Consider the following 22,920-nt stretch of genomic DNA (forward strand, 5'->3'; position numbering starts at 1 on the left):
CGCTACCGCCGATGCGCCCATCCGGTCATGCGGTTCTCGATCCAGGCGAAGAACTGGTACATGACCATGGCCATGACGCTGATGGCCACCAGCCCCGCGAACACCAGCGGCATGCGCATCTGCGAGCCGGCGGACATCATCAGGTAGCCGATGCCCTGGTTGGAAGCCACGGTTTCGGAGACGACGGTGCCGACGAACGCCAGGGTAATGGCCACTTTCAGCGAGGCGAAGAAATAGGGCAGCGACCGGGGCAGGCCGACCTTGAACAGCACGTCCCGCCGCTTTGCGCCGAGCACCCGGAGGACGTCCTCCATCTCCGGCTCCAGGGTGGCGAGCCCGGTGGCCACGTTCACGACGATGGGGAAGAAGCTGATCAGGAACGCGGTGATGATGGCCGGGACCGTACCGATGCCGAACCACACCACCAGGATCGGCACGAATGCGACCTTGGGGATGGCGTTGAATGCCACCAGCAGGGGGTAGCAGGCCCGGTACATGAACTTCGACGAGCCGACGATCACACCGAGCAGCAGGCCGACAACCACGCCGATGGCAAAGCCGATGACCGTGGTCCAGAACGTCTGCCACGCGTGCCGTGCCACGGGTTGGTGGAACTGGATCAGGGCGTCGGCGGTGTCGATGACCCCGGGGAAGATGTACTGGGGGACGCCCAGGGCGCGCACCGTGCCTTCCCAGATCAGCAGCAGCAACGCGACCGCCGCCCAGGGAGCCAGCCGCAGCTGCATTTCCGGAGACAGACGCAGAAAGCTCATTGGGTGTTCTCCTCGCGGATGGAGCCGATGCGCGCGCGCAGGTCGTACACCAGGTCGCTGAACTCGGAGGTGTAGGTCAGCTCCAGGTGGCGTGGGCGGGGGAAGGGCACCTGGCGCTGCTCGATGATGCGCCCGGGCCGCTTGCTCATGACGTAGATGGTGTCCGCCAGGTAGGCGGCCTCGCGCAGATCGTGGGTGACCAGCACCACCGTGAACCGCTGCTGTCGCCACAGGTCCTGGAGCACGCTCCAGAGCTCTTCCCGGGTAAAGGCGTCCAGCGCGCCGAAGGGCTCGTCCAGCATGAGCAGGCGCGGGTCGTGGATCAGCGCGCGGCAGATCGACGCGCGCTGCTGCATGCCACCGGAGAGCTGCCAGGGGTAGCTGTCGGCATACCCGTCCAGGCCCACGGTCTGCAGCAGGCCCATGGCCTTTTCCACGTAGTCCTTGCGGTGCCGGCGCAGGCGGCTGCGATGGGGCTGCACGATCTCCAGCGGCAGCATGACGTTATCCAGAGTGGTGCGCCAGGGCAGCAGCGTGGCGTTCTGGAATGCCATTCCGGTGATCTTGAGCGGGCCGTTCACCGGTGCCCCGTCCACGGTGATGCGCCCGGCGGTGGGCTGGTGCAGCCCGGTGCACAGCTTCATGAAGGTGGACTTGCCGCAGCCGCTTGGTCCCACGAAGGCGACGAACTCGCCTTCGGTGATGGTCAGGTCGATATCTTCAATGGCGTTGCCGCTGTCGTCGTAGGCAAGGCTGACATGGTCGAAGGCGACGAACGGCCGCCCCGTCTCCGGGGCGGCGTTCGTGGTTGCAGTTGCTGTCATGGATGCTCCGTCGGCCATGGGTCAGTCCGGGAAGACCATGCGGTCGTCCTGATCCGGCAGGAAGTCGCTGTTGAACACGTCTTCGGCCGAGGGCACGTTGTCTTCCAGCTCGAACACGTCCGCCACCTGGCCGATGGTCAGCTCCAGGCGCTCCATGTCCACGGCGCCGAGGCCGTTCTCGCGCGCGGCGGGTGTGTCGATGGAGCCCTCGATGGCGAGTTTCAGCCGGCGCACCTCCATGTCCCGCTCGACCAGGTCATCCCGCTCGAGGACGTAATCCACCGCGCCGTCCGGGTCCTCCAGCGTGGCAGCCATGCCCCGTGTGAAGGCGCGCAGGAAGCCGCTGACCGCTTCCGGGTGCTCCTCGATGAACGAGTCCCGGGCGACAATCACGTTGCCGTAGAGCTCCACGCCGTACTCCGGGAACGGCATGATCACCAGGTCCTCCTCGGCGATACCGCGGGATTCCAGGTTCAGCAGGCTGGTGAAGTAGAAGCCGGTGATGGCGTCCACGTCGTCGCTGGCCAGCAACTGCTCGCGCAGGGCGGGGTCCACCGAGTCCCAGGACACGGAATCGGCTTCCAGGTCGTTGGCGCGGGCGAACAGCGGCCAGGCCCGGCGACCGGTGTCGAAGGAGGGCGCGGCGAGGGTCTTGCCCGCCAGATCCGCCGGCTCCTCGATGCCGCTCGACTTCTTCGCGAACACCGCCGCGGGTGAACCGTCATAGACCACGAACACGGCGCTCAGCGAGGGGGCGTCGGGGTTGTTGGCGAGAAACTCCACCAGGGCGTTGAGGTCACCGAAACCCATGTCGTAGGCGCCGGAGGCGACGCGGTTGATGGTCTCGGCCGAGCCGCTGCCGGAGTCGATGGAGACGTCCAGGCCTTCGTCCTCGAAGTAGCCGCGCGAGGCGCTCATGAGAAACGGCGCCGACGGCCCCTCGAAGCGCCAGTCCAGCTGGAAGTCGATGTCCACCGTGTCGGCGGTGCCCGTTGCCGGGAAGATCAGCGCCGCGGCGAGGCCGGCGGCGGCCGCGGTGCGGCGCAGGCGGTTGCGGGAAGTGGTCATGGTGCACTCCTGGTGATCGCGTGGTTGCGGAGTCGTCAATCAAGTGCGGGAGGCACAGCCTCCCGCACCGGGCCGGCTAGAAGCGCAGCTGTACGCCGGTGCCCACGTTGTGGCCCGAGTCGCTGGCGTCGTCGATGTCGTCCATGAAATAGGTGGCGTAGGCCGTGGCCATGTCGCCGAGCGGAAGCTCGTAACCCACGGCCCAGGTGTGCCGGTCGCCGCCGTCCTCGTAATCGTTTTCGCCGAAGCGCGATGCGTCGGCGTAGGCGTAGGAGGCGAGCACCTGGCCGGGGCCGGCGTCGACACTGGCGCCCACGGTGACGCTGTTGATGGCGAAGTCGTCCACGTCCAGGTCGTTGTCGATGTGCTGGTACTGGCCGTAGAGCTGGAAGGTGCCGAAGTCGTACATGCCGCCCAGCAGCGCCGCGTACTGGGTGCCGCCGTCCTCGACCCCCGCCGCATCCAGCGCATAATCCACCGCATGGGCAGCGGCGGTGCCGGTGAACGCGCCGTCCCGGTATACCGCATAGGCGCCGATGCGGTCGTCACCGCGGCTGTCGTCCTCTTCGTTGTTGCCGAAGCCGTAGAGCACGTTGATGGTGACGCCGTTCAGGTCGGGCGAGGTGTACTGCACCGTGTCGCTCCAGCCGGAGTCGCCCACCAGCGGCGCGTTCGGTCCGCCCGCGTAGGTGTGGTAGTTGGCCGGGGAGAACTCGAACGAGCCGCCGAACGGGTTGGTGAACACCATGGGCAGGAACAGCGGCGCGGTCACGCGGCCGCCGCGCACGGTGCCGTATTCCGTCTCCACGCCGACGTTGGCGTTACGGGCGAAGAAGACGTCGCCATCGAACCGGCCGGCATCGCCGCGGTCCGGGCGCAGGAACGCTTCCAGTGCGCCGACGACGGCGAGGCCGTCATTGACCTGGTGCCGGGCGGAGATGCCCCAGTAGGAGGTGTCCTTGCCCCCGGAGCTCAGCTTGCCGGTCCACTCGTCTTCGCCGACCGGGTTCTCGGCGCCGCCGTAGACGTCGATGATGCCGTGGATCTCCACTTCGGTGTCCGCGTGGGCCACGCTGCCGCCCGCCAGGCAGAGGGCGCCGGCGCCCAGCGCGAGGGTTTTTCTGATCTGCTGTTTCAATGGATTGTCCCCTATGTCGTGATTGCCGCTGACGAATCCGTGCGGATACATCGGTGTATACGGTCTTCACGAAGCGTGCCAGTCACCGAAGCATGGCCAAATTGGCGTTAAATCAAGGGGATGGGGTGTGGGGCAGGCAGGGTGATGCAAAAAGGCAACACCTGTTGCTGCATCGTGGTGCATGGGCGGGGTGTTTGTGCACCGGTATGGGGAGGTCGCGGCGGTGGTGCGGTGGTGTTGTGTACGATTCTTCATTGTGTAACACGTGCACCCGCCCTGCCGCCGGGTGACCGGTGGCAGGGCGGGTGGCGTGGTGTTTCAGAGCTGCTGCAGGAAGTAGGTCATCTGCTCGTCCACGTTGCTCTCGAGCAGGCGCAGGCGACGGGTCTGATGCAGGATCAGCAGCCCCACCACCTGGGCGACCCCGTTGGTGGTGCGCAGCGCCGTGTCGTCATAACCGTCGTTGGCCAGTCCGTCCGCGATCAATCTGAACACGGTTTGCAGGCTGCAGTTGAGCGAGCGGTCCAGCTCCTCGCTCAAGCCGACGGGACGAGCCCCCTGGTAGAGGTAGAGGCCCAGGGTCAGCTCCAGTGGATAGGCGCGGTAGTAGTCGTAGAACGCCTTGATGCCGGCACGCCCCTGACTGCCCACCGGGGCGATGGCAATGGCGTCGCGGATGGCCTGTTGCAAGGATGCCAGCGACTGGGCCAGCACCTCTGCGTACAGCGACTCCTTGCCGCCGAAGTGGGGGTAGATCGCACCGGTGGTGCAGCCCGCCTCGCGGGCAATCAGCCGCATGGACGCGCCTTCCAGCCCACGCTCCTTGAAGACCCGCGCCGCGGCGGCAACGATGGCCTCGCGTTTGTCCTCGCGTTGCCCGTCGCCGTTGTTCCGCGGCGCTGGCGCCTCGAGCCCGCCCGTGCTGTCGTCAGCGCGGTCCTTCGTCATCGAACGGTCGGTTTTCTGTCCAGTCATAGCTTCCCTGATCGCGCTCCCTAACTGCCTGTTTCCAGCCGACGGATTCCGCCCGCTGCTTGAAGTTGAGGCCTTCCGGTGAATGCCTCGTGATGCCATCGAACACCGTCGCCATCATCTGTGTTGTCTCGAGGCCCATGTTCTCATAAGCCTGATTGATCATCAGCTTTTGCATCATCAACTGGTTCACGGGAACGGTCGCCATGCGCGCAGCCAGGGCCTCCGCCTCGCGGTCCAGCTTATCGGGTGGCGCGGCGCGATAGATGAGTCCCAGCCGTTCGGCTTCCGTGCCGGTGATACGGTCGCCCGTGAACAGCATGCGCTTGGCCCGTTCGGCGCCCAGGCGGTAGACCCACATGGCGGTGGTGGGGCAGCCCCAGACCCGCGTCGGCATATAGCCGATCTCCGCGGCGTCTTCCATGAGAATGATGTCGGAGCACAGGGCGATATCGGAACCTCCGGCCACGGCGAACCCGTGCACCTTGCAGATCACCGGGCGGTAGGAGCGCCAGAGCGTCATGAACAGCTCGGTGTTGCCCTTCATGAAGGCGTAATCCTTCATCGGATCCCACGGCATGGCCTGGGTGACGTTGCCGGTGCCGTTGGCCTCGGCGTAATAGGCCAGGTCGTAGCCGGCGCTGAAGGCGCGGCCGGCGCCCGAGAGCATGATCACGTGCACGCCATGGTCACCGTTGGCCCGGGCCACGGCGTCGGCCAGCTCCCGCGGCAGCTCGTCGTCGATGGCGTTGAGCACCTCGGGGCGGTTCAGGGTGATGCGGCCGATGCGGCCGTCTTTCTCGTAGAGCACCTTGGACATCGGACACCTTGTCAATAACATTGTTACGGATGTAACGCTGTTATAATTACAGGTGTCCAACACGGTCACAACCTGTCAGAAAAGACAGTGTAATCAGCGGCTCCTCGATCCCGGGGCACCCCCGGGCGGGGCTAGTAATAGCCCGCCGGCGTGCCTGCGGCCGTGTGCGCCTGGCCGGCGTCCCGGGGAGGGCAGGGGTGCAGCGTTGCGGCGGTGGCTTCTGCCCACGTTGCGGTCTCGGCGATCTGATTGAAGGTGTTCAGGTGGAACCCCGCCAGTGCGGGCGCCAGGGGGCCGTCGAATGCCGGCACCAGCGCCTCGGCCAGGGCGTCGGGCCGGTAGGTGCTGCCGCCCAGCAGTCGCGATGCCAGCCCGGCCTGCCGCCGCAGCACACGGGTGGAGGCACCGAGGCCGATGCGCATGGCCAGGCCCATCAGTTTCATCCGGTCGATGACGCCGGGCAGGCCCATGTAGACCGGCAGCCGCAGTCCGCGATCGTGCTGGTCCGCGAGCCACGACAGAATCGTGTCCGCATCGAAACAGATCTGGGTGACGGTGTAGTCCGCCAGCGCGTTCTTCACGTCCAGCGCCGCCTGCATCTGCTCCGGCGGAATGGTGGCGTGGGGCTCGGGGTAGGAGGGCACGCCGATCCGCCGCGGGCGGCGTGACAGGGTATCCAGGTCCTCCAGCAGCTCGCGACCGCCCGGATAGGGGCCCGCGGGCGAGGGTGCATCACCGCCGACGATGAACACGTCGTCCAGTCCGGCCGCGGCCAGGCGATCAAGGATACGCTGCAGGTCGCTGCGGCTGGTGACCAGGCGTGCGGCCACATGGGGGATGGCGTGAAAACCGGCGGCCGCCAGTCGCTCGGCCAGGTCCAGGGAGGCGTCAATGCCGTGCTTTGGCGAGCAGGTGACGGTCACGGTCGCGCCCCGGGGCAGGTGGGACGCCTGCTCCATCACGCCCGTGAGCGGGATCAACTCGTACCGGGGGCTGGCCAGCGCTTCCGCGCCCCGCGGTGTTGTCGCCACTGCCGTCGTTGCCTGCCACATGCCGTCATCCTCCCGGTCCGGAACCTTGATTGACGGTATGCAATCTAGCGCCGGGCGCCGCCGGTCATCCCCCTGCGGACGACAGCCAGTTAGCCGTGGGCGCCATGGAGGCGGGTGGTGTCGCGCCCGGTAAACCGGGTGTCGCGGCGCCTGTCGCAGGAAGGTAAACCGTGTTCGCCGCGGGACAGCGGGGCGGCTTCCGGCTTGTCTACCGTAAGTCCAGACGCTACCGCCCCGTGTCGGCGGCAGCGCCCCGCAGAGTGACTGGCTTCGGCCGGGAGGGCGTCATGGCATCCGTGCAGACCATCCCCGTGGAAATCGACGAGTCCTCCGGTGAGTGGCGCCTCAACGGAACCCCCGTGCTGGTGCTGCCGCGGGAGGACATGGCCCAGCTCCAGGGCACCGTGGCCGGCAGCCCGGCGGAGTCCGCCTGGCAGGCGGTGGCCCGGCGCTCCGCGCGTCAGTGGTGCGAGGCGGAGGCCGCCCGTTCCGGCGCCGACGCGGCCACCGTGTTTGCCCGCTACCTGGACAGTCTCGGTCAGCGTGGCTGGGGGCGGTTCGAGCTGCTGTACTGCCGCCCCGGTGACTGTGGTGCCGCCATTCGTGTCCACAATTCGCCGTTCACCGTCGCCGGCGCGCGGGGCCCGCGAACCTGCCGGACGTTCCTGGCCTGGTTTGAAGGGGCCATGGGCTGGGCATGTGATGACCCGGATCTCTTCGCCATCGCCGAGGAGCGGGCCTGTACCGCCAGCGGCGCCGAGGCGTGTGAGTTCGTGGTGCGGCCCGGCGTCGCCTCGGACGACGACTGAACACCTCACGTTTCACCCGCAGCCCGGGAGTCAGGTCATGCAGCGCTACTCGGCCCTCAATATCGCCCGCCACGCCGCCAGCGGCCACCGTCACTGGGAGCCCGCCTGGCGCCAGGCGGCCCCCCGGCGGCGCTACCGTGTGCTGATCGTCGGGGGCGGCGGGCACGGCCTGGCCACGGCCTATTACCTGGCAAAGGAGCACGGCATCACCGACGTCGCCGTGCTGGAGAAGGGCTGGATCGGCGGTGGCAACACCGCGCGTAACACCACCATCGTGCGTTCCAACTACCTGTGGAGCGCCTCCGCCGCTCTGTACGAGAAGTCCATGAAGCTCTGGGAGGGGCTGTCGGCGGATATCAATTTCAACGTCATGTTCAGCCAGCGCGGCGTGCTCAACCTGGGCCATACCCTGCAGGATATGCGCGACATCCGCCGGCGCGTGAATGCCAATCGCCTGAACGGGATCGATGGCGAGGTGCTGGACCAGGACGGGGTGAAGGCGCGGGTGCCGTTCATCAACACCAGCGCCGACATCCGCTTTCCGGTGCTGGGTGCCTCGTGGCAGCCCCGCGCCGGCATCGCCCGGCACGACGCCGTCGCTTGGGGTTTCGCCCGTGCCGCGGACAGCCTCGGTGTGGACGTGGTGGAGAACTGCGAGGTTACCGGCATCCGGCGCGAGAACGGTGCAGTGGTTGGCGTGGACACATCCCGCGGTCCCATCGACGCGGACCGGGTGGGCGTGGTGGTGGCCGGCCATGCGGGCGTGCTCGCGGAGATGGCCGGCTTCCGGCTGCCCATCGAGAGCCACCCGCTGCAGGCGCTGGTCTCCGAGCCCATCAAACCGATTCTCGACACGGTGGTCATGTCCAACGCCATCCACGTCTACGTCAGCCAGTCCGACAAGGGCGAGCTGGTGATCGGCGCGGGTATCGACGCCTACAACGGCTACGGCCAGCGCGGCAGCGTCCAGACCATCGAGCACTTCCTGGCGGCGCTGGTGGAGCTCTACCCGATCTTCAGCCGCATGCGGCTGCTGCGTCACTGGGGCGGCATCGTGGATACCTGCCCGGACGCCTCGCCCATTATCGGCAAGACGCCGGTGGGCGGGCTGTTCTTCAACTGCGGCTGGGGCACCGGCGGCTTCAAGGCGACGCCGGGGTCGGGCTGGGCCTTCGCCCATACGCTGGCCACCGGCGAGCCACACGCAATCAACGCGCCCTTTGGCCTGGACCGGTTCGAGACCGGGGCGCTGGTGGACGAACACGGCGCGGCGGCGGTGGCGCATTGATCCGAAACCCGGGCCGGAGCCGTAGGAGCGACGTGAGTCGCGACCTGGCCCTCGATCGCGACTTACGTCGCTCCTACAAGATTTCTGTGGAGAGACCCCCATGCTACTGATCCCATGCCCCTGGTGCGGTCCCCGCGACGAGAGCGAGTTCAGCTACGGTGGCGAGGCCCACATCCTCCGGCCGCGTGAGCCCGAGTCCCTGTCGGACGCGGAATGGGCGGATTACCAGTTCATGCGCACCAACACCTGTGGCTGGCACCGGGAGCAGTGGCTGCACGCCCACGGCTGCCGGCGCTGGTTCAACGTCGAGCGCAACACGGCCACTTATGCCATCCACGCGGCGTACCGTATCGGTGACACGCCGCCCGCGCGGGAGCAGGCATCATGAATCAGCCGCGCCGTCTGGCCCAGGGAGGCCTCGTCGATCGTGGTGAACCACTGCGGTTCGTCTTTGACGGCCGTGAGCTGGAGGGCTATGCCGGCGACACGCTGGCGTCGGCGCTGCTCGCCAACGGCATCAGCGTGGTCAACCGCAGCATCAAGCTGCACCGGCCCCGTGGCATCGTCGGCCATGGCCCGGAGGAGCCCAACGCCCTGCTGCAGATCGACCGTGGCGCAGTCACGCTGCCCGACCGGCGTGCGACCCAGACCGAGCTCTACGACGGACTGGAGGCGCGACCCGCCGTAGGCCGGCCGGAGCGGGATCCGGGCGCGGCCATGGGGGCGTTGTCGCCGTTCATGCCGGCGGGGTTCTACTACAAGACGTTCATGTCGCCCCAGGGCTGGTGGGAGCGGTATGAACAGGTGATCCGCCCGGCAGCGGGGTTCGGGTACGCCCCGGACGGGCCGGACCCGGACGTGTACGACCGCCGCAACGCCCATTGCGACGTGCTGGTGGCCGGCGGCGGCCCGGCCGGCTTGCAGGCCGCACTGACCGCGGCCCGGGCCGGTGCCCGGGTGATTCTCGCGGACGAGCAGGCGTGTTTCGGTGGCCATCTGCTTGCCAGCCGGGCGCAGATCGGTGATGCCCATGCGGCGGACTGGGTTGCCCGCGCGGTGGCGGAACTCGCGGACATGCCCGAGGTGACGCTGCTCCCGCGCACGGCGGTGTTCGGCAATTACGACCATGGATTCGCCGGGCTGGTGGAACGCCTGAACGATCACCTGCCACCCGGTGAGCGCGCTGGCCCGCGCGAACGCTACTGGCGTGTGCGCGCCCGGCAGATGGTGATCGCCGCCGGGGCCATCGAGCGGCCCATCGTGTTCGGCAACAACGACCGCCCGGGCGTGATGACGGCCTCCGCCGTGACCACCTACATCCGCCGCTACGGCGTGTGCCCGGGCCAGCGGGCGGTGGTGTTCGCCAATAACGACTCCGCCTACGCTGCCGTGGAGGCCCTGCAGGGGGCCGGGGCATCAGTGGTGGTTGCCGACGCCCGGGAGGAGGGCAGCGGCGTTGCCCTGGCCGCGCGCGCGGCCGGTGTGGACGTCCGCCTGGGCAGCGCCGTGCTGAGTGCGCACGGGCGCAAGCATGTCACCGCAGCGACCATCGGCGACCTGGCGCGTCAGGGGCAGCAGCGCGTGCCGTGTGACCTGATCGCCGTCTCCGGCGGCTGGAATCCGGCGGTGCACCTGCACTCACACATTCGCGGCCCGCTGCGCTTCGATCACGACCTGGCGACGCTGCTGCCGGCAGCGGGGCCGGAGCATGTACGCTCCGCCGGTGCGGCGGACGGGGTGTTCTCCCTTGCCGAGGTGCTTGCCAACGGCGCCGAGGCGGGGGCGACGGCCGCCGCGGCCCTGGGCTTCGAGCCGGCCATGGCCGAGACGCCGTCTGTCCATGACGACGACCCGGCTCCGGGTGCGTTGCGGGTCCTCTGGCGCGCCCCCGCCCCGTCGGCAGGCAAACTGCCGGCGTTCGTGGATCTGCAGAACGACGTCAAGACCTCTGACCTGGAGCTGGCCGTGCGTGAAGGCTACCGCTCCATCGAGCACGTCAAGCGCTACAGCATCATGGGGTTCGGCACGGACCAGGGGCGTCTGGGGAACATCGTCGGCTCCGGTATCGTCGCGGAACTCCTGGGTGAGAACGTGGAGGCCGTGGGCACCACCACCTTCCGCCCCGCCTGGACACCGGTGACCTACGGCGCGCTCGTGGGTGAAGAGCTGGGGGCGCTGTTCCAGCCCGAGCGCACCACGCCCATGCATGACTGGCACGTGGCCCGGGGTGCGCTGTTCGAGGACGTGGGGCAGTGGAAGCGCGCCTGGTACTACCCGCAAGCCGGTGAATCCATGGACGAGGCCGTGCGGCGCGAGTGCCTCGCCACCCAGCGCGGCATCGGTGCGCTGGACTACTCCACCCTGGGCAAGATCGACATCCAGGGGCCGGATGCCGTCACGCTGCTGGAGCGCGTCTACACCAACAACTGGCGCAGGCTCGCGGTGGGGCGGTGCCGGTACGGCATCATGCTGGACGAGAACGGGACGGTCCTGGACGACGGCGTCACCGCCCGGCTCGGCGAGCACCACTACCTGATGTACACCACCACCGGTGGCGCCGCCACGGTGATGGGGTGGCTGGAGCGCTGGCTGCAGACGGAGTGGCCGGAGCTGGATGTATATCTCACCTCGGTGACCGACCAGTGGGCGATCATGTCCCTGGCCGGGCCGTACAGCCGCGATCTGCTGCGGGATCTCGGCACCGACATCGACCTGGATCCGCAGGCGTTCCCGTTCATGGCGGTGCGCGAGGGGCACGTGGCCGGTGTGCCGGCCCGGGTGCAGCGCGCCAGCTTCAGCGGCGAGCTGACCTTCGAGATCAGTGTGCCGGCGGACCACGGGCTGTTCCTCTGGGAGGGCGCGTTCGCCCTGGGCGAGCGGTACGGCATCACCCCCTACGGCACCGAGGCCATGCACGTGCTGCGTGCCGAGATGGGGTTCATCATCGTCGGCCAGGACACCGACGGCGCCGTGAGCCCGCTGGATCTTGGCATGCAGGGGGTGATCAGCGATCGCAAGGACTGTCTCGGCAAGCGCTCGCTGAGCCGCCCGGATTTCCGCCGCGACGACCGTCCGCAGCTGGTGGGGCTGACGCCGGACGACCCGGAGGTGGTCGTCCCGGAAGGCGCCCAGCTCGTACACGACCCGGATCAGTCAACGCCGGTGCCGCTGGAAGGGTGGGTGACCTCCAGCTACTACGGCGCCCGCATCGGCCATAGCTTCGCCCTGGCCATGGTCAACGGCGGCCGCGCGCGCCATGGCGAACGGCTGACGGCGTGGGATCTGGACGCCGGCCCCATCGCGGTCACCGTGACCGCTCCGTCCTTCTACCAGCCGCCCCAGGAGTAGCGCCATGACCGACGTACCGGCCCGCTCACCGTTGACCGACCCGGACCTGCCGGCGTTCGCAGGCGTGGCGTTGCGATCCGTCGTGCCCGCAGACATTCTCAACCTCCGCGGCAACGCCGACGAACCGGCGTTCGTGGATGCGGTGACCTCGGCGCTGGGGTGTCCGCCCCCGGTCACGCCCAACACCTGGGCGGCCGGGGAGGGGCTGCAACTGCTGTGGGCGGGCCCGGACGAGTGGCTGGCGGTGGTCGAACCCCATGGACCGGCCGGCCGCCTGGAGGCGGTTCGCGGGGCGCTGGGCACCACCCGGGGGGCGGTGACGGCGCTGGGCGCGGGGTACGCCATGCTCGAACTCACCGGTGAGCGCAGCCGTGCGGTGCTCGCCCGGGGTACGCCGCTGGATCTTCACGCGCGGGAGTTCGCAGCCGGCCAGTGTGCCCAGACCCGTCTCGGGCATGGCACGGTCGTGCTCTGGGCGCTGGACGGAGCGCCCACGTTCCGGCTGTTGATCCGCCGCAGCATGGCCGGCTACCTGCGCGACTGGCTCACCGCCGTGGCGCGGCGGACGGAGTCCCGTGACGGCGCCGCGTCTACTCCGCCTCCTCCAGGGGCGTGAACTCCGAATCGGCGGACACGGGTTCGGGGTTTGAAACCAGCGCCGCGGGTTGCTGCGCGTGCAACGGCGCCGCCCCGGCGACCAGGCGCTGGCGCCGCAGCCGACGCTCTTCAGAGGGCGAGCGACCCTGGCGCTCGTGGTAGCACTTGGTGAAGTGCGGAGGCGATACGAAACCGCACGCCAGCGCCACGTCGGTAATGGGCATCTCCGTTTGCAGCAGTAGCTGGCGGGCGCGCGCCAGGCGCAGATCCATGTAGTAGCGCGTCGGCGGGCAACCCAGGTGGCGCTGGAACAGCCGCTCCAGCTGTCGCCGGGACAGGCGTGCATGGGAGGCCAGTTCGTCCAGGGTCAGGGGCTCGTGGAGATTGGCCTCCATCAGCGTGACCACTTCCACCAGTTTCGGTTGACTGGTACCCAGGCGCACCTTCAGCGGCGTGCGCTGGCGTTCGGTGAAATCGCGGATGCGCTCGTGCAGGAACTCTTCGGCGATGCGCTCCGCCAGATCCGCGCCATGCTCCCGGGCGATCAGCGTGAGCATCATGTCCAGGGGGGCGACACCGCCGGAGCAGGTGTAGCGATCACGGTCCAGCACGAACAGCTCGGAGCAGAACTCCACGTCCGGGAACAGCAGCGCTTCGTGAATGCTTGAGATGTGTTCCCAGTGCAGGGTGCACCGGTAGCCATTCAGCACCCCTGCGCGTGCCAGGATGTAGCCGCCGGTGCACACCGAGCCCAGGGGTACATGACGGCGGGCGAGCCGGCTCAGCCACGCCAGGGTGTCGCGGTCGATGTGTTCCTGCACGTCCACGCCGCTGCACACCAGCGCCATGTCGAGGCCCAGGTCCAGCGCCTCGCGCAACCCGGTCTCGGGCGTGACCGACAGTCCGTTGCTCGCCGCCACCGGCTCGCCGGTGCGGCTGATCATGTGCCAGGAATAAAGGGGTTTCTCGGTGAGCTGGTTGGCCATGCGCAACGGCTCCAGTGCCGACGAGAAGGCCATCTGCGAGAAACCGGGAATCATCAGAAAGCCGATCCGCCGGGGCGTGCTGGTGACACTGCCGCGATCCGTGGTGTTCATTGCAACCCTTCCTCCTTCTTCCGTCCGCCATGATCGGCTTTTCTGTTCGCGTAGCGTTTTTATCCCCCAGCGACGGCAGGATCGCTTTCCCAGGAACGTCTCCGGCTTTCCGCAAAGCGTCTCGAATCAGAATAAACCGTTTTTTGAATCGCTGTTAAGTCGTCAATCTAAAACGGGTTGTCGTGCAGAAACCCTTGAATGACGCCTGCAGGACACTCATCGCCCATCCGGGCCGCAATAATGCCATCACAAGTCGTGATCAACGCCCGTCAAGAGCAGGAGGAACCATGGCAACGAGCGTGAAAGAGGTGGAAGCGGCGGTCGCGGATGTGCTGCCCAGCAACCTGGAGATTGCGCGGCACACGCCGAGGCGGCCCATTGGTGAGATCGCAGCCGCCATGGGGCTGGACCAGGATTACGTGGAGCCCTACGGCCACGATGTCGCCAAGATCGACCTGACCGCCATGCACGCCCTGGCGGATCGACCGCGGGGCAAGTACGTGGTGGTCTCCGCCATTACGCCGACGCCGCTCGGGGAAGGCAAGACCACCACCTCGATCGGGCTGGCCCAGGGTTTCCACCATATCGCCCGCTCGGCGGCCGTGGCGCTGCGCCAGCCCTCCATGGGCCCCACCCTTGGCATCAAGGGCGGCGCAGCCGGTGGCGGCTACAGCCAGGTCATCCCCATGGAGCGGATCAACCTCCACCTCACGGGGGACATTCACGCCGTGTCGTCGGCGCACAACCTGCTCTCGGCGATGATCGACAACCACCTGCACCACCGGCGGGGGGTGGACCTGGATCCGCAGCAGATCAGCTGGAAGCGGACCATGGACATCAACGACCGCGCCCTGCGCAACATCGTCACCGGCCTGGGCTCCAGCGCCGACGGATTCACCCGCCAGAGCAGTTTCGAGATCACCGCTGCGTCCGAGGTCATGGCCATTCTCGCCCTGGCGCATTCGCTGAGTGACCTGCGGGCCCGGCTGGGCCGGATCGTGGTGGGGTACACCCGCAGCCATCAGCCGGTCACCGCCGAGGACATCGGTGCTGCCGGTGCCATGACGGCGCTGCTCAAGGACGCACTCAAGCCCAACCTGCTGCAGACCCTGGAGCATACGCCGGCGCTCATGCATGCCGGGCCGTTCGGCAACATTGCCCATGGCAACTCGTCGATCGTTGCCGACCGCATCGCGCTGCGCACCAGCGACTACCTCATCACCGAAGCCGGTTTCGGTGCCGACATGGGCGCGGAGCGGTTCTTCAACATCAAGTGCCGGGCCTCCGGCATGGTTCCGGACGCGGCGGTGCTTGTCGCCACCGTGCGCGGTCTGAAATTCCACTCCGGGCGCTTCCGGGTCGTCCCGGGGCGGCCGTTGCCGGAGGAGATGACCGCGGAGAATCCCGACGACGTCTACGCCGGCGCCGACAACCTGCGCAAGCAGATCGACAACATCCGTGCTCACGGCATTGCGCCGGTGGTGGCCATCAATGTCTTCCCGACGGACTACGCCTCCGAGCACGAGGCCATCCGCGACGTGGCCGAGCAGGCCGGCGCCCGGGTGGCGCTGTGCACCCACGTGCGTGACGGCGGGGCCGGTGCCGCGGAGCTGGCGGAGGCCGTGGCGGCGGCCGCGGAGGAGCCGAACCGCTTCGAGTACCTGTATCCGGACGACATGCACCTGGATGACAAGATCAAGCGCATCGCCACGCGCATCTACGGGGCGGGCGGCGTCGAGTTCAGCGCCGAGGCGCGCAGGCAGATCGACAGTTACCAGTACCAGGGGTATGGCGACCTGCCCGTGTGCATTGCCAAGACGCATCTCTCCCTGTCGGCCGACGCCGGCAAGCAGGGGGCGCCCACGGGTTGGGTGCTGCCGGTGCGCGAAGTGCGGTTGTCCGCCGGAGCCGGTTTCGTCTACGCCCTGTGCGGCGAGATGCGCACCATGCCGGGCCTGGGTACGGACCCGGCAGCCGCCCACATCGACATCGACGAGAACGAGCAGATCGTCGGCCTGTTCTGAACGGCCGTTCACCGGTGGTCGCACGGCCACCGGAGGGTTACCATGTCACGACCCACCGCGGGGCCTGCGGTGGGTCGTTTCGTTTGGGGGCAGGCAATGAAGATTCTGGTCACCGGCGCAGCCGGTTTCATCGGCTTTCACGTGGCGCAGCGGCTGCTCACGCGCGGCGATACCGTGGTGGGGCTGGACAACCTCAACGACTACTACGATGTCAGCCTCAAGGAAGCGCGGCTCGCGCACCTGCAGGGCCACGACCGGTTCCGGTTCGTACACCTGGACGTGGCCGACGGCCCGGGCATGGCCGCGCTGTTTCGTCACGGTGGCTTCGACCGGGTGATTCACCTGGCCGCCCAGGCCGGCGTGCGGTATTCGCTGGAGAACCCGCACGCCTACGTGGATAGCAACGTGGTCGGCTTCATGAACGTGCTCGAGGCCTGCCGTGAGGCCGGTGTGGAGCACCTGGTCTACGCTTCCACCAGCTCCGTCTACGGCGCCAACACCGCCATGCCGTTCTCGGTGCACCAGAACGTGGATCACCCGCTGTCCATGTATGCCGCCACCAAGAAGGCCAACGAGCTCATGGCCCATACCTACGCCCACCTGCACGGGCTACCGGTGACCGGTCTGCGCTTTTTCACCGTCTACGGCCCCTGGGGTCGGCCCGACATGGCGCTGTTCAAGTTCACCAAAGCGATCCTGGCGGGCGAGCCCATCGACGTCTACAACTACGGCGACCATCGCCGCGATTTCACCTACGTGGACGACATTGCCGAGGGCGTGGTCCGTGCCACCGACCACGTGGCCGCCCCGGATCCGCAGTGGTCGGGCGACGCGCCCGATCCCGCGTCCAGCGCGGCGCCCTACCGGCTCTACAACATCGGCAACAACCGGCCGGTGGAGCTGATGCGCTATATCCAGGTGCTCGAGGAGTGCCTGGGCCGTGAAGCCGACAAGAACCTGCTGCCCATGCAGCAGGGCGATGTGCCCGACACCTGGGCGGATGCCGAGGAGCTGGTGCGGGATGTGGGTTATCGGCCGGACACGCCGGTGGAAGAGGGCGTGAAACGGTTCGTGGCCTGGTACCGGGATTACTACAGGGTTTGATAAGGAACGGGACGCCATGAAGATCACGATTTTCGGCAGTGGCTATGTGGGGCTGGTCACCGGCACCTGCCTGGCGGAAACGGGCAACGACGTCCTCTGCGTGGACGTGAACGCGGACCGGGTGGCGCGGCTCAACCGCGGCGAGGTGCCCATCTACGAGCCGGGGCTGGACGACATGATCGCCGCCAACCGCAACGCCGGACGCCTGCGGTTCACCACCGACGTGGCCGAGGCCGTTGGCCACGGGCTGCTGCAGTTCATCGCCGTGGGTACACCCTCGGAGGAAGACGGCTCCGCCGATCTGCAGTACGTGCTGCAGGTGGCGAAGAGCATCGGCGAGCACATGGACGGTTACCGGGTGGTCGTGGACAAGTCCACGGTGCCCGTCGGCACCGCCGACCGCGTGCGCGCCGTGCTCTCGGAGCAGCTCGCTGCCCGGGGCATGGATGTGCCCTACGCGGTGGTCTCCAACCCGGAGTTCCTCAAGGAAGGGGCCGCCATCAACGACTTCATGAAGCCCGACCGCGTGGTGGTCGGCAGCGACGACGGGCGTGCCACGCAGCTCATGCGCGATCTCTACGCGCCGTTCGGGCGCAAGCAGGAGAAGGTGCTGGTCATGGACGTGCGCTCGGCGGAGCTGACCAAGTACGCCGCCAACGCCATGCTCGCCACCAAGATCAGTTTCATGAACGAACTGGCCGGGCTGGCCGAGCGGCTGGGCGCGGATATCGAATCCGTGCGCCACGGTATCGGCTCCGATCCCCGTATCGGCTACCACTTCATCTACCCGGGCTGCGGCTACGGCGGCTCCTGCTTCCCCAAGGACGTCAAGGCGCTGGCCGGCACCGCCCGCGAGGTGGATTACCAGCCCCTGATCCTGGACGCCGTGGAGGCCGTGAACGCGCGCCAGAAGACCGTGCTGTTCCAGCGCCTGTACGAGCATTTCCACGGCCACCTGGAAGGCCGCACCATCGCGTTGTGGGGGCTGGCGTTCAAGCCCAACACCGACGACATGCGCGAGGCGCCCAGCCGCACGCTCATGGAGGCGCTGTGGCAGGCCGGCGCAAGGGTGCGCGCGTTCGATCCGGAAGCCATGGATGAGACCCGCCACCTCTACGGGGAGCGTGACGACCTGGCGCTGTGCGACTCCGCCTACGACACCCTGGAGGGGGCTGATGCGCTGGTGCTGTGCACCGAGTGGCAGCAGTTCCGCAGCCCGGATTTCGATCGCATCAAGGCGGCGCTGAAGCAGCCTGTACTGGTGGACGGGCGCAACGTGTACGACCCGAAGCGCATGGTGGATGCGGGCTTCACGTACTACGCCATCGGCCGGGGCGAGAGCGTGCGGACATTCAACTGACCGTATTCCTTTTATATCTGACTGTATGACCAATCATTCCTTTGTCTTCTAAGGAAGGGCGGGTACAGTTCAGCGCTTTGCGATCAGAGGAGTAGCCTGCCTTGGGATGGGAGGCGTGGTTGACTGTTGCCGTCGTCGTCGGCGTGCTGGGGACGCTGATCCTCACGCGAATGGCGGCGGATATGGTCTTCCTTGGCGGACTGACCATCCTGCTGCTGGCAGGGGTTCTGGATCCGTCGGAGGCCTTCCGCGGGCTTGCGAACCAGGGCCTGATCACCGTTGCAGTGCTCTACGTGGTGGTCTCCGGTCTGCAGGAGACCGGGGGCATTCACTGGGTGGTGCAGCGCCTGCTGGGGCGGCCGCGATCCCTGGCCCACGCCCAGGTGAAGCTCATGACGCCGGTGGCGTTCATGAGTGCGTTCCTCAACAACACGCCGGTGGTGGCCATGCTCATCCCGGCGGTGAACGAGTGGGCACGCAAGTTCGGCCTGTCCAACTCCAAGCTGATGATCCCCCTCAGCTACGCGGCGATTCTCGGCGGCACCTGCACCCTCATCGGCACCAGTACCAACCTGGTGGTCAACGGCCTCGTGACCGAGCGCACCGGCGAGGGCATGCGCATGTTCGACCTCGCCTGGGTCGGTGTGCCCGTGGCGGTGGTGGGGCTTGCATTCATTCTGCTCACCACGCGCTGGCTGCTGCCCGAGCGCCAACCCGCCATGAGCCGCATGAGCGACCCGCGCGAGTACAGTGTGGAAATGCTGGTGGACACGGACGGCCCGCTGGTGGGCAAGTCCATCGAGAGCGCCGGCCTGCGCCACCTCTCCGGCATGTTCCTGGCCGAGATCGACCGCAACGGCTCGGTACTGCCGGCGGTGTCGCCGCGGGAGAAGCTCCAGTCGGGGGACCGTCTGGTGTTCGTCGGCGTGGTGGAGTCGGTGGTGGAGCTGCAGAAGATCCGCGGCTTGACGCCGGCAACGGAGCAGGTGTTCAAGCTCGAGGGGCTGCGTTCCCAGCGCATCATGATCGAGGCGGTGGTCTCGGGCAGCTGTCCGGTGGTGGGCAAGACCATCCGCGATGGCCGCTTCCGTTCCCGGTACAATGCCGTGGTCATCGCCGTGGCGCGCAACGGCGAGCGGTTGGGCGGCAAGATCGGTGACATCGTCATTCAGCCCGGCGACACCCTGCTGCTGGAGGCCCGCCAGTCGTTCGTGGACCAGCAGCGCAACAGCCGCGACTTCTTCCTGGTGAGCCAGGTGGAGGATTCGTCGCCGCCGCGCCACGAGCGCGCACCGCTGGCCATCGGGCTGTTGGGCGTCATGGTGGTCACCGCCGGGTTCGGCTGGCTGAGTATGCTGGAGGCGGCGCTGCTGGCGGCCGCCGGGATGCTCGTCACCGGCTGCTGCACGGTGGAGACCGCCCGGCGCAACATCGACTGGTCCGTGCTGCTGGTGATCGCCGCCGCCTTCGGCCTGGGCGCCGCCATGGACCAGACCGGCGTCGCGCTGGCCACGGCGCAGACGGTCATGGGGTTCGTGGGTGATGCGCCGCTGCTGAATCTGGCGGCGATCTACCTGCTCACGGCCGGTTTCACGGCGGTGATTACCAACAACGCCGCCGCGCTGCTGATGTTTCCCATCGCGTTCGCGGTGTCGTCGGATCTGGGCGTGAGCGTCATGCCCTTCGTGGTGGCGATCATGCTGGCGGCGTCCGCCAGTTTCGCCACGCCCATCGGCTACCAGACCAACCTGATGGTCTACGGGCCCGGGGGCTATCATTTTTCGGACTTTCTGCGCCTCGGGCTGCCGCTCAACCTGGTGACGGCGCTGGTGGCGATTCTGGTCATCCCGCTGGTGTGGGGATTCTGACCCCCGCGGGACCCTGATTCATACTTGCACGACGGAATAAAGAGGACACGGTTCATGAGTGACGCATCGAAAGACCTGACGCCGCCCCACGGCGGCACCCTGAAAGAGCTGCTGGTGGATTCGGACCGCGCGGCCGCACTGCGCGAGGAAGCGCGCGACCTGCCATCCTGGGATCTCACCGAGCGCCAGGTGTGCGATATCGAGCTGTTGCTCAATGGTGGCTTCTCGCCGCTGGACGGCTTCCTGCGCGAGGCCGATTACAACGCCGTGTGTGCCGACATGCGCCTGGCGGACGGCACCCTCTGGCCGATCCCGATCAACCTGGACGTCACCGAGGAGTTTGCCGGCAGCCTCAAGGCCGGCGCCCGCATCGCCCTGCGCCATCCCGAGGGCATGGTGCTCGCCATCATGACCGTCGAGGACAGCTACCGCCCGGACGTCCGCAAGCAGGCGGAGCAGGTCTACGGCGCGGCCGATGAGGCGCATCCGGAGGTCTTTCGCCTGTTCCACCAGACCAATCCGGTCTACCTGGGTGGCCCGCTGGAGGGCATCGAGCTGCCGCCGCACCACACCTTCAAGCACCTGCGCCACACGCCGCGGGAGCTGCGCGAGTGGTTCGCCAAGATGGGCTGGAACAACGTGGTCGCCTTCCAGACCCGCAACCCCATGCACCGGGCGCACGTGGAGCTGGCGAAGCGCGCATCGCAGAAGGGCGAGGCCAACCTGCTGATCCACCCCGTGGTGGGCATGACCAAGCCGGGTGACGTGGACTACTTCGTGCGCGTGCGCTGCTACCAGGAAGTGGTCAAGCACTTCCCCGAGCAGACCACCCAGCTCAGCCTGCTGCCGCTGGCCATGCGCATGGGCGGCCCGCGCGAGGCCGTGTGGCACGCCATCATCCGCAAGAACCACGGGTGCACGCGGTTCATCGTCGGCCGCGACCACGCCGGCCCGGGCAAGAATAGCGCCGGCGAGGACTTCTACGGCCCCTACGACGCCCAGGAGCTGGTGCGCAAGTACCAGGACGAGCTGGGCATCGTCATGCAGCCGTTCGAGGAGATGGTCTACGTGGAGGACATGGCGCAGTACGTCCCGCGCTCGGAGGTGCCCGAGGACGCCCGCGTCCTGAACATCTCCGGCACCGAGCTGCGCCGCCGGCTGAAAGAAGGGCTGGAGCTGCCGGACTGGTTCTCCTACCCCGAGGTCATCACCAAGCTGCGGCAGGCCTTCCCGCCGAAGCGCCAGCAGGGGTTCACGGTGTTCTTCACCGGCCTGTCGGGGTCGGGCAAGTCCACCATCGCCAACGTGGTCATGGCCAAGCTCATGGAGCACGGCACGCGGCCGGTGACCATGCTCGACGGGGACCTGGTGCGCAAGCACCTCTCCAGCGAGCTGGGCTTCTCCAAGGAGCACCGGGAGATCAACATCCGCCGCATCGGCTTTGTCGCCAGTGAGATCACCAAGAACGGCGGTGTCGCCATCTGCGCGCCCATCGCCCCCTACCGCGCCACGCGCCGGGAAGTGCGCGAGATGGTGAGCCAGGGCGGTGGTTTCATCGAGGTGTACGTGGCCACGCCGCTGGAAGTCTGCGAGGAACGCGACCGCAAGGGGCTGTACGCCAAGGCGCGCGCCGGGCAGATCAAGCAGTTCACCGGTATCGACGATCCCTACGAGGAGCCGGAGAACGCCGAGGTGGTCGTGGATACGTCCCGCTACTCCGCCGATGAGCTGGCCCAGCAGGTGATCCTGCACCTGGAGAAGCAGGGCTACATCGACCTGGACTGACCGACTACGGCGGGCGCAACCCGCAGGGTAGACCGTAGTGGACCGTAGGGTGGACCTTCAGGTCCACCATCGCGGAGACCCCTGGTGGACCTGAAGGTCCACCCTACGGGCCTACGGTCCACTATCCGACCATGGAGCGAGCATGACTCAACCCGATTTCGAGACCGTCGTTGCCATCGCCCGCCGCGCGGGCGATGCGATTCTCGCGGTCTACAATGGCCCCGACTTCGACGTGGAAACCAAGGACGATGACTCGCCGCTCACCGCGGCGGACCGGGCCGCCCACGCCATCATCGACCGCGAACTGCGGGCGCTCACGCCGGAGATCCCGGTGCTGTCCGAGGAGGGTGCCGACGTCCCCGCCGCCAAGCGCCAGCAGTGGCCGCGGTTCTGGCTGGTGGACCCGCTGGACGGCACCAAGGAGTTCATCAAGCGCAACGGTGAGTTCACCGTGAATATCGCGCTGGTGGAAGGCGGTCGCCCTGTCTGGGGCGTCATCCACGCCCCGGCGCTGGACACCACCTATGGGGGGGGAGTGGGTTCGGGTGCCTGGAAGCAGACCGGTGCCGACGGCGCGCGCGAGCCGCTGGCGGTGCGTACGCCCGATGACGGCCACGCCGTGGTCAAGAGCCGGTCCCACCCCAGCGGCGAGCTGGCGGCGTTCCTGGAGCGGATCACCGTCGCCGATGAAGTGCCCGTGGGCAGCTCGCTGAAGTTCTGTGTGGTGGCCGAGGGGCGGGCGACGCTCTATCCGCGCTTCGGGCCGACCATGGAGTGGGACACCGGCGCCGGCCAGGCCATCGTCGAGGCCGCCGGCGGGCGGGTGGTGATGGCGGAGGACGAAACCACGCCGCTCACCTACAACAAGGATGACCTGCGGAACGGGTTTTTCATCGTCTCGGCTTGATGGCCGGAAATCGCGACTGACGTCGCTCCTACGCGCCCGCGAAACCTGATGTAGGAGCGACGTCAGTCGCGACCCCCGAATTCTGC

The 22,920-nt window shown here is 67.7% G+C and carries 19 protein-coding genes; 11 read left to right on the forward strand and 8 right to left on the reverse strand.

Annotated features, from left to right (window positions below):
• Positions 1–2: 2 nt before the first annotated feature.
• The 7 genes from BMZ02_RS14850 to BMZ02_RS14880 form a co-directional block, all read right to left on the reverse strand.
• A complete protein-coding gene (locus tag BMZ02_RS14850) occupies positions 3–773 on the reverse strand; it encodes an ABC transporter permease (protein ID WP_091645305.1) in 771 nt (256 codons plus the stop codon).
• The gene (locus BMZ02_RS14855) at positions 770–1,597 is read right to left on the reverse strand and encodes an ABC transporter ATP-binding protein (RefSeq protein WP_091645306.1); all 828 of its coding nucleotides are present in this window, start codon (positions 1,595–1,597) and stop codon (positions 770–772) included. Before BMZ02_RS14855 ends, BMZ02_RS14850 begins: the two co-directional genes overlap by 4 nt.
• A gap of 21 nt (positions 1,598–1,618) precedes the next feature.
• The gene (locus BMZ02_RS14860) at positions 1,619–2,665 is read right to left on the reverse strand and encodes an ABC transporter substrate-binding protein (RefSeq protein ID WP_091645308.1); all 1,047 of its coding nucleotides are present in this window, start codon (positions 2,663–2,665) and stop codon (positions 1,619–1,621) included.
• 76 nt (positions 2,666–2,741) lie between these two features.
• The gene (locus BMZ02_RS14865; RefSeq protein WP_171909943.1) at positions 2,742–3,803 is read right to left on the reverse strand and encodes a porin; all 1,062 of its coding nucleotides are present in this window, start codon (positions 3,801–3,803) and stop codon (positions 2,742–2,744) included.
• Positions 3,804–4,121: 318 nt separating this feature from the next.
• Positions 4,122–4,751 (reverse strand): TetR/AcrR family transcriptional regulator, encoded by a 630-nt coding sequence (locus BMZ02_RS14870; protein WP_171909944.1) that lies wholly within the window; start codon positions 4,749–4,751, stop codon positions 4,122–4,124.
• Positions 4,732–5,595 carry a crotonase/enoyl-CoA hydratase family protein gene (locus BMZ02_RS14875; RefSeq protein ID WP_091645312.1) on the reverse strand — a complete coding sequence of 288 codons (864 nt, stop codon included), beginning with the start codon at positions 5,593–5,595 and terminating at the stop codon, positions 4,732–4,734. The genes BMZ02_RS14870 and BMZ02_RS14875 overlap by 20 nt, the downstream gene beginning before the upstream one ends.
• Before the next feature lie 131 nt (positions 5,596–5,726).
• A complete protein-coding gene (locus BMZ02_RS14880; RefSeq protein WP_091645314.1) occupies positions 5,727–6,647 on the reverse strand; it encodes a methylenetetrahydrofolate reductase in 921 nt (306 codons plus the stop codon).
• Between the two features lie 287 nt (positions 6,648–6,934).
• On the opposite strand from BMZ02_RS14880, the gene BMZ02_RS14885 reads away from it, so the two are divergent.
• The 5 genes from BMZ02_RS14885 (at position 6,935) to BMZ02_RS14905 (ending at position 12,708) form a co-directional block, all read left to right on the forward strand.
• A complete protein-coding gene (locus tag BMZ02_RS14885) occupies positions 6,935–7,456 on the forward strand; it encodes a DUF5943 domain-containing protein (RefSeq protein WP_091645315.1) in 522 nt (173 codons plus the stop codon).
• A gap of 37 nt (positions 7,457–7,493) precedes the next feature.
• Positions 7,494–8,744, forward strand: a complete 1,251-nt coding sequence (locus BMZ02_RS14890) for a sarcosine oxidase subunit beta family protein (protein ID WP_091645317.1) — start codon at positions 7,494–7,496, stop codon at positions 8,742–8,744.
• A 100-nt stretch (positions 8,745–8,844) separates the two neighbouring features.
• Positions 8,845–9,132, forward strand: a complete 288-nt coding sequence (locus BMZ02_RS14895) for a sarcosine oxidase subunit delta (protein WP_091645319.1) — start codon at positions 8,845–8,847, stop codon at positions 9,130–9,132.
• Positions 9,129–12,092 carry a sarcosine oxidase subunit alpha family protein gene (locus BMZ02_RS14900; RefSeq protein ID WP_091645320.1) on the forward strand — a complete coding sequence of 988 codons (2,964 nt, stop codon included), beginning with the start codon at positions 9,129–9,131 and terminating at the stop codon, positions 12,090–12,092. Before BMZ02_RS14895 ends, BMZ02_RS14900 begins: the two co-directional genes overlap by 4 nt.
• 4 nt (positions 12,093–12,096) lie before the next feature.
• Entirely contained in the window at positions 12,097–12,708 is a 612-nt protein-coding gene (locus BMZ02_RS14905; RefSeq protein WP_091645322.1) for a sarcosine oxidase subunit gamma, read from the forward strand.
• Here the strand turns inward: BMZ02_RS14905 and BMZ02_RS14910 are convergent.
• A complete protein-coding gene (locus BMZ02_RS14910; protein WP_091645324.1) occupies positions 12,683–13,786 on the reverse strand; it encodes a GlxA family transcriptional regulator in 1,104 nt (367 codons plus the stop codon). The genes BMZ02_RS14905 and BMZ02_RS14910 overlap by 26 nt on opposite strands.
• Before the next feature lie 287 nt (positions 13,787–14,073).
• Here BMZ02_RS14910 and BMZ02_RS14915 point away from each other — a divergent pair, with 287 nt between their 5' ends.
• The 6 genes from BMZ02_RS14915 (at position 14,074) to cysQ (ending at position 22,834) form a co-directional block, all read left to right on the forward strand.
• Complete coding sequence (locus tag BMZ02_RS14915) at positions 14,074–15,810, forward strand: formate--tetrahydrofolate ligase (RefSeq protein WP_171909945.1); 1,737 nt, start codon at positions 14,074–14,076, stop codon at positions 15,808–15,810.
• A 96-nt stretch (positions 15,811–15,906) separates the two neighbouring features.
• Positions 15,907–16,914, forward strand: a complete 1,008-nt coding sequence (locus BMZ02_RS14920; protein ID WP_091645325.1) for an NAD-dependent epimerase — start codon at positions 15,907–15,909, stop codon at positions 16,912–16,914.
• Positions 16,915–16,930: 16 nt separating this feature from the next.
• On the forward strand, positions 16,931–18,274 hold the full coding sequence (locus BMZ02_RS14925; RefSeq protein ID WP_091645327.1) for a UDP-glucose dehydrogenase family protein: 1,344 nt from the start codon (positions 16,931–16,933) through the stop codon (positions 18,272–18,274).
• Between the two features lie 101 nt (positions 18,275–18,375).
• Positions 18,376–20,142 (forward strand): SLC13 family permease, encoded by a 1,767-nt coding sequence (locus BMZ02_RS14930; RefSeq protein WP_091645329.1) that lies wholly within the window; start codon positions 18,376–18,378, stop codon positions 20,140–20,142.
• Between the two features lie 54 nt (positions 20,143–20,196).
• Positions 20,197–21,927, forward strand: a complete 1,731-nt coding sequence (locus BMZ02_RS14935; RefSeq protein ID WP_091645330.1) for a bifunctional sulfate adenylyltransferase/adenylylsulfate kinase — start codon at positions 20,197–20,199, stop codon at positions 21,925–21,927.
• Between the two features lie 142 nt (positions 21,928–22,069).
• The gene (gene cysQ, locus BMZ02_RS14940; RefSeq protein WP_091645332.1) at positions 22,070–22,834 is read left to right on the forward strand and encodes a 3'(2'),5'-bisphosphate nucleotidase CysQ; all 765 of its coding nucleotides are present in this window, start codon (positions 22,070–22,072) and stop codon (positions 22,832–22,834) included.
• Positions 22,835–22,920 lie beyond the last annotated feature (86 nt).

The sequence above is a fragment of the Aquisalimonas asiatica genome (assembly GCF_900110585.1).
GTDB classification, from domain to species: domain Bacteria; phylum Pseudomonadota; class Gammaproteobacteria; order Nitrococcales; family Aquisalimonadaceae; genus Aquisalimonas; species Aquisalimonas asiatica.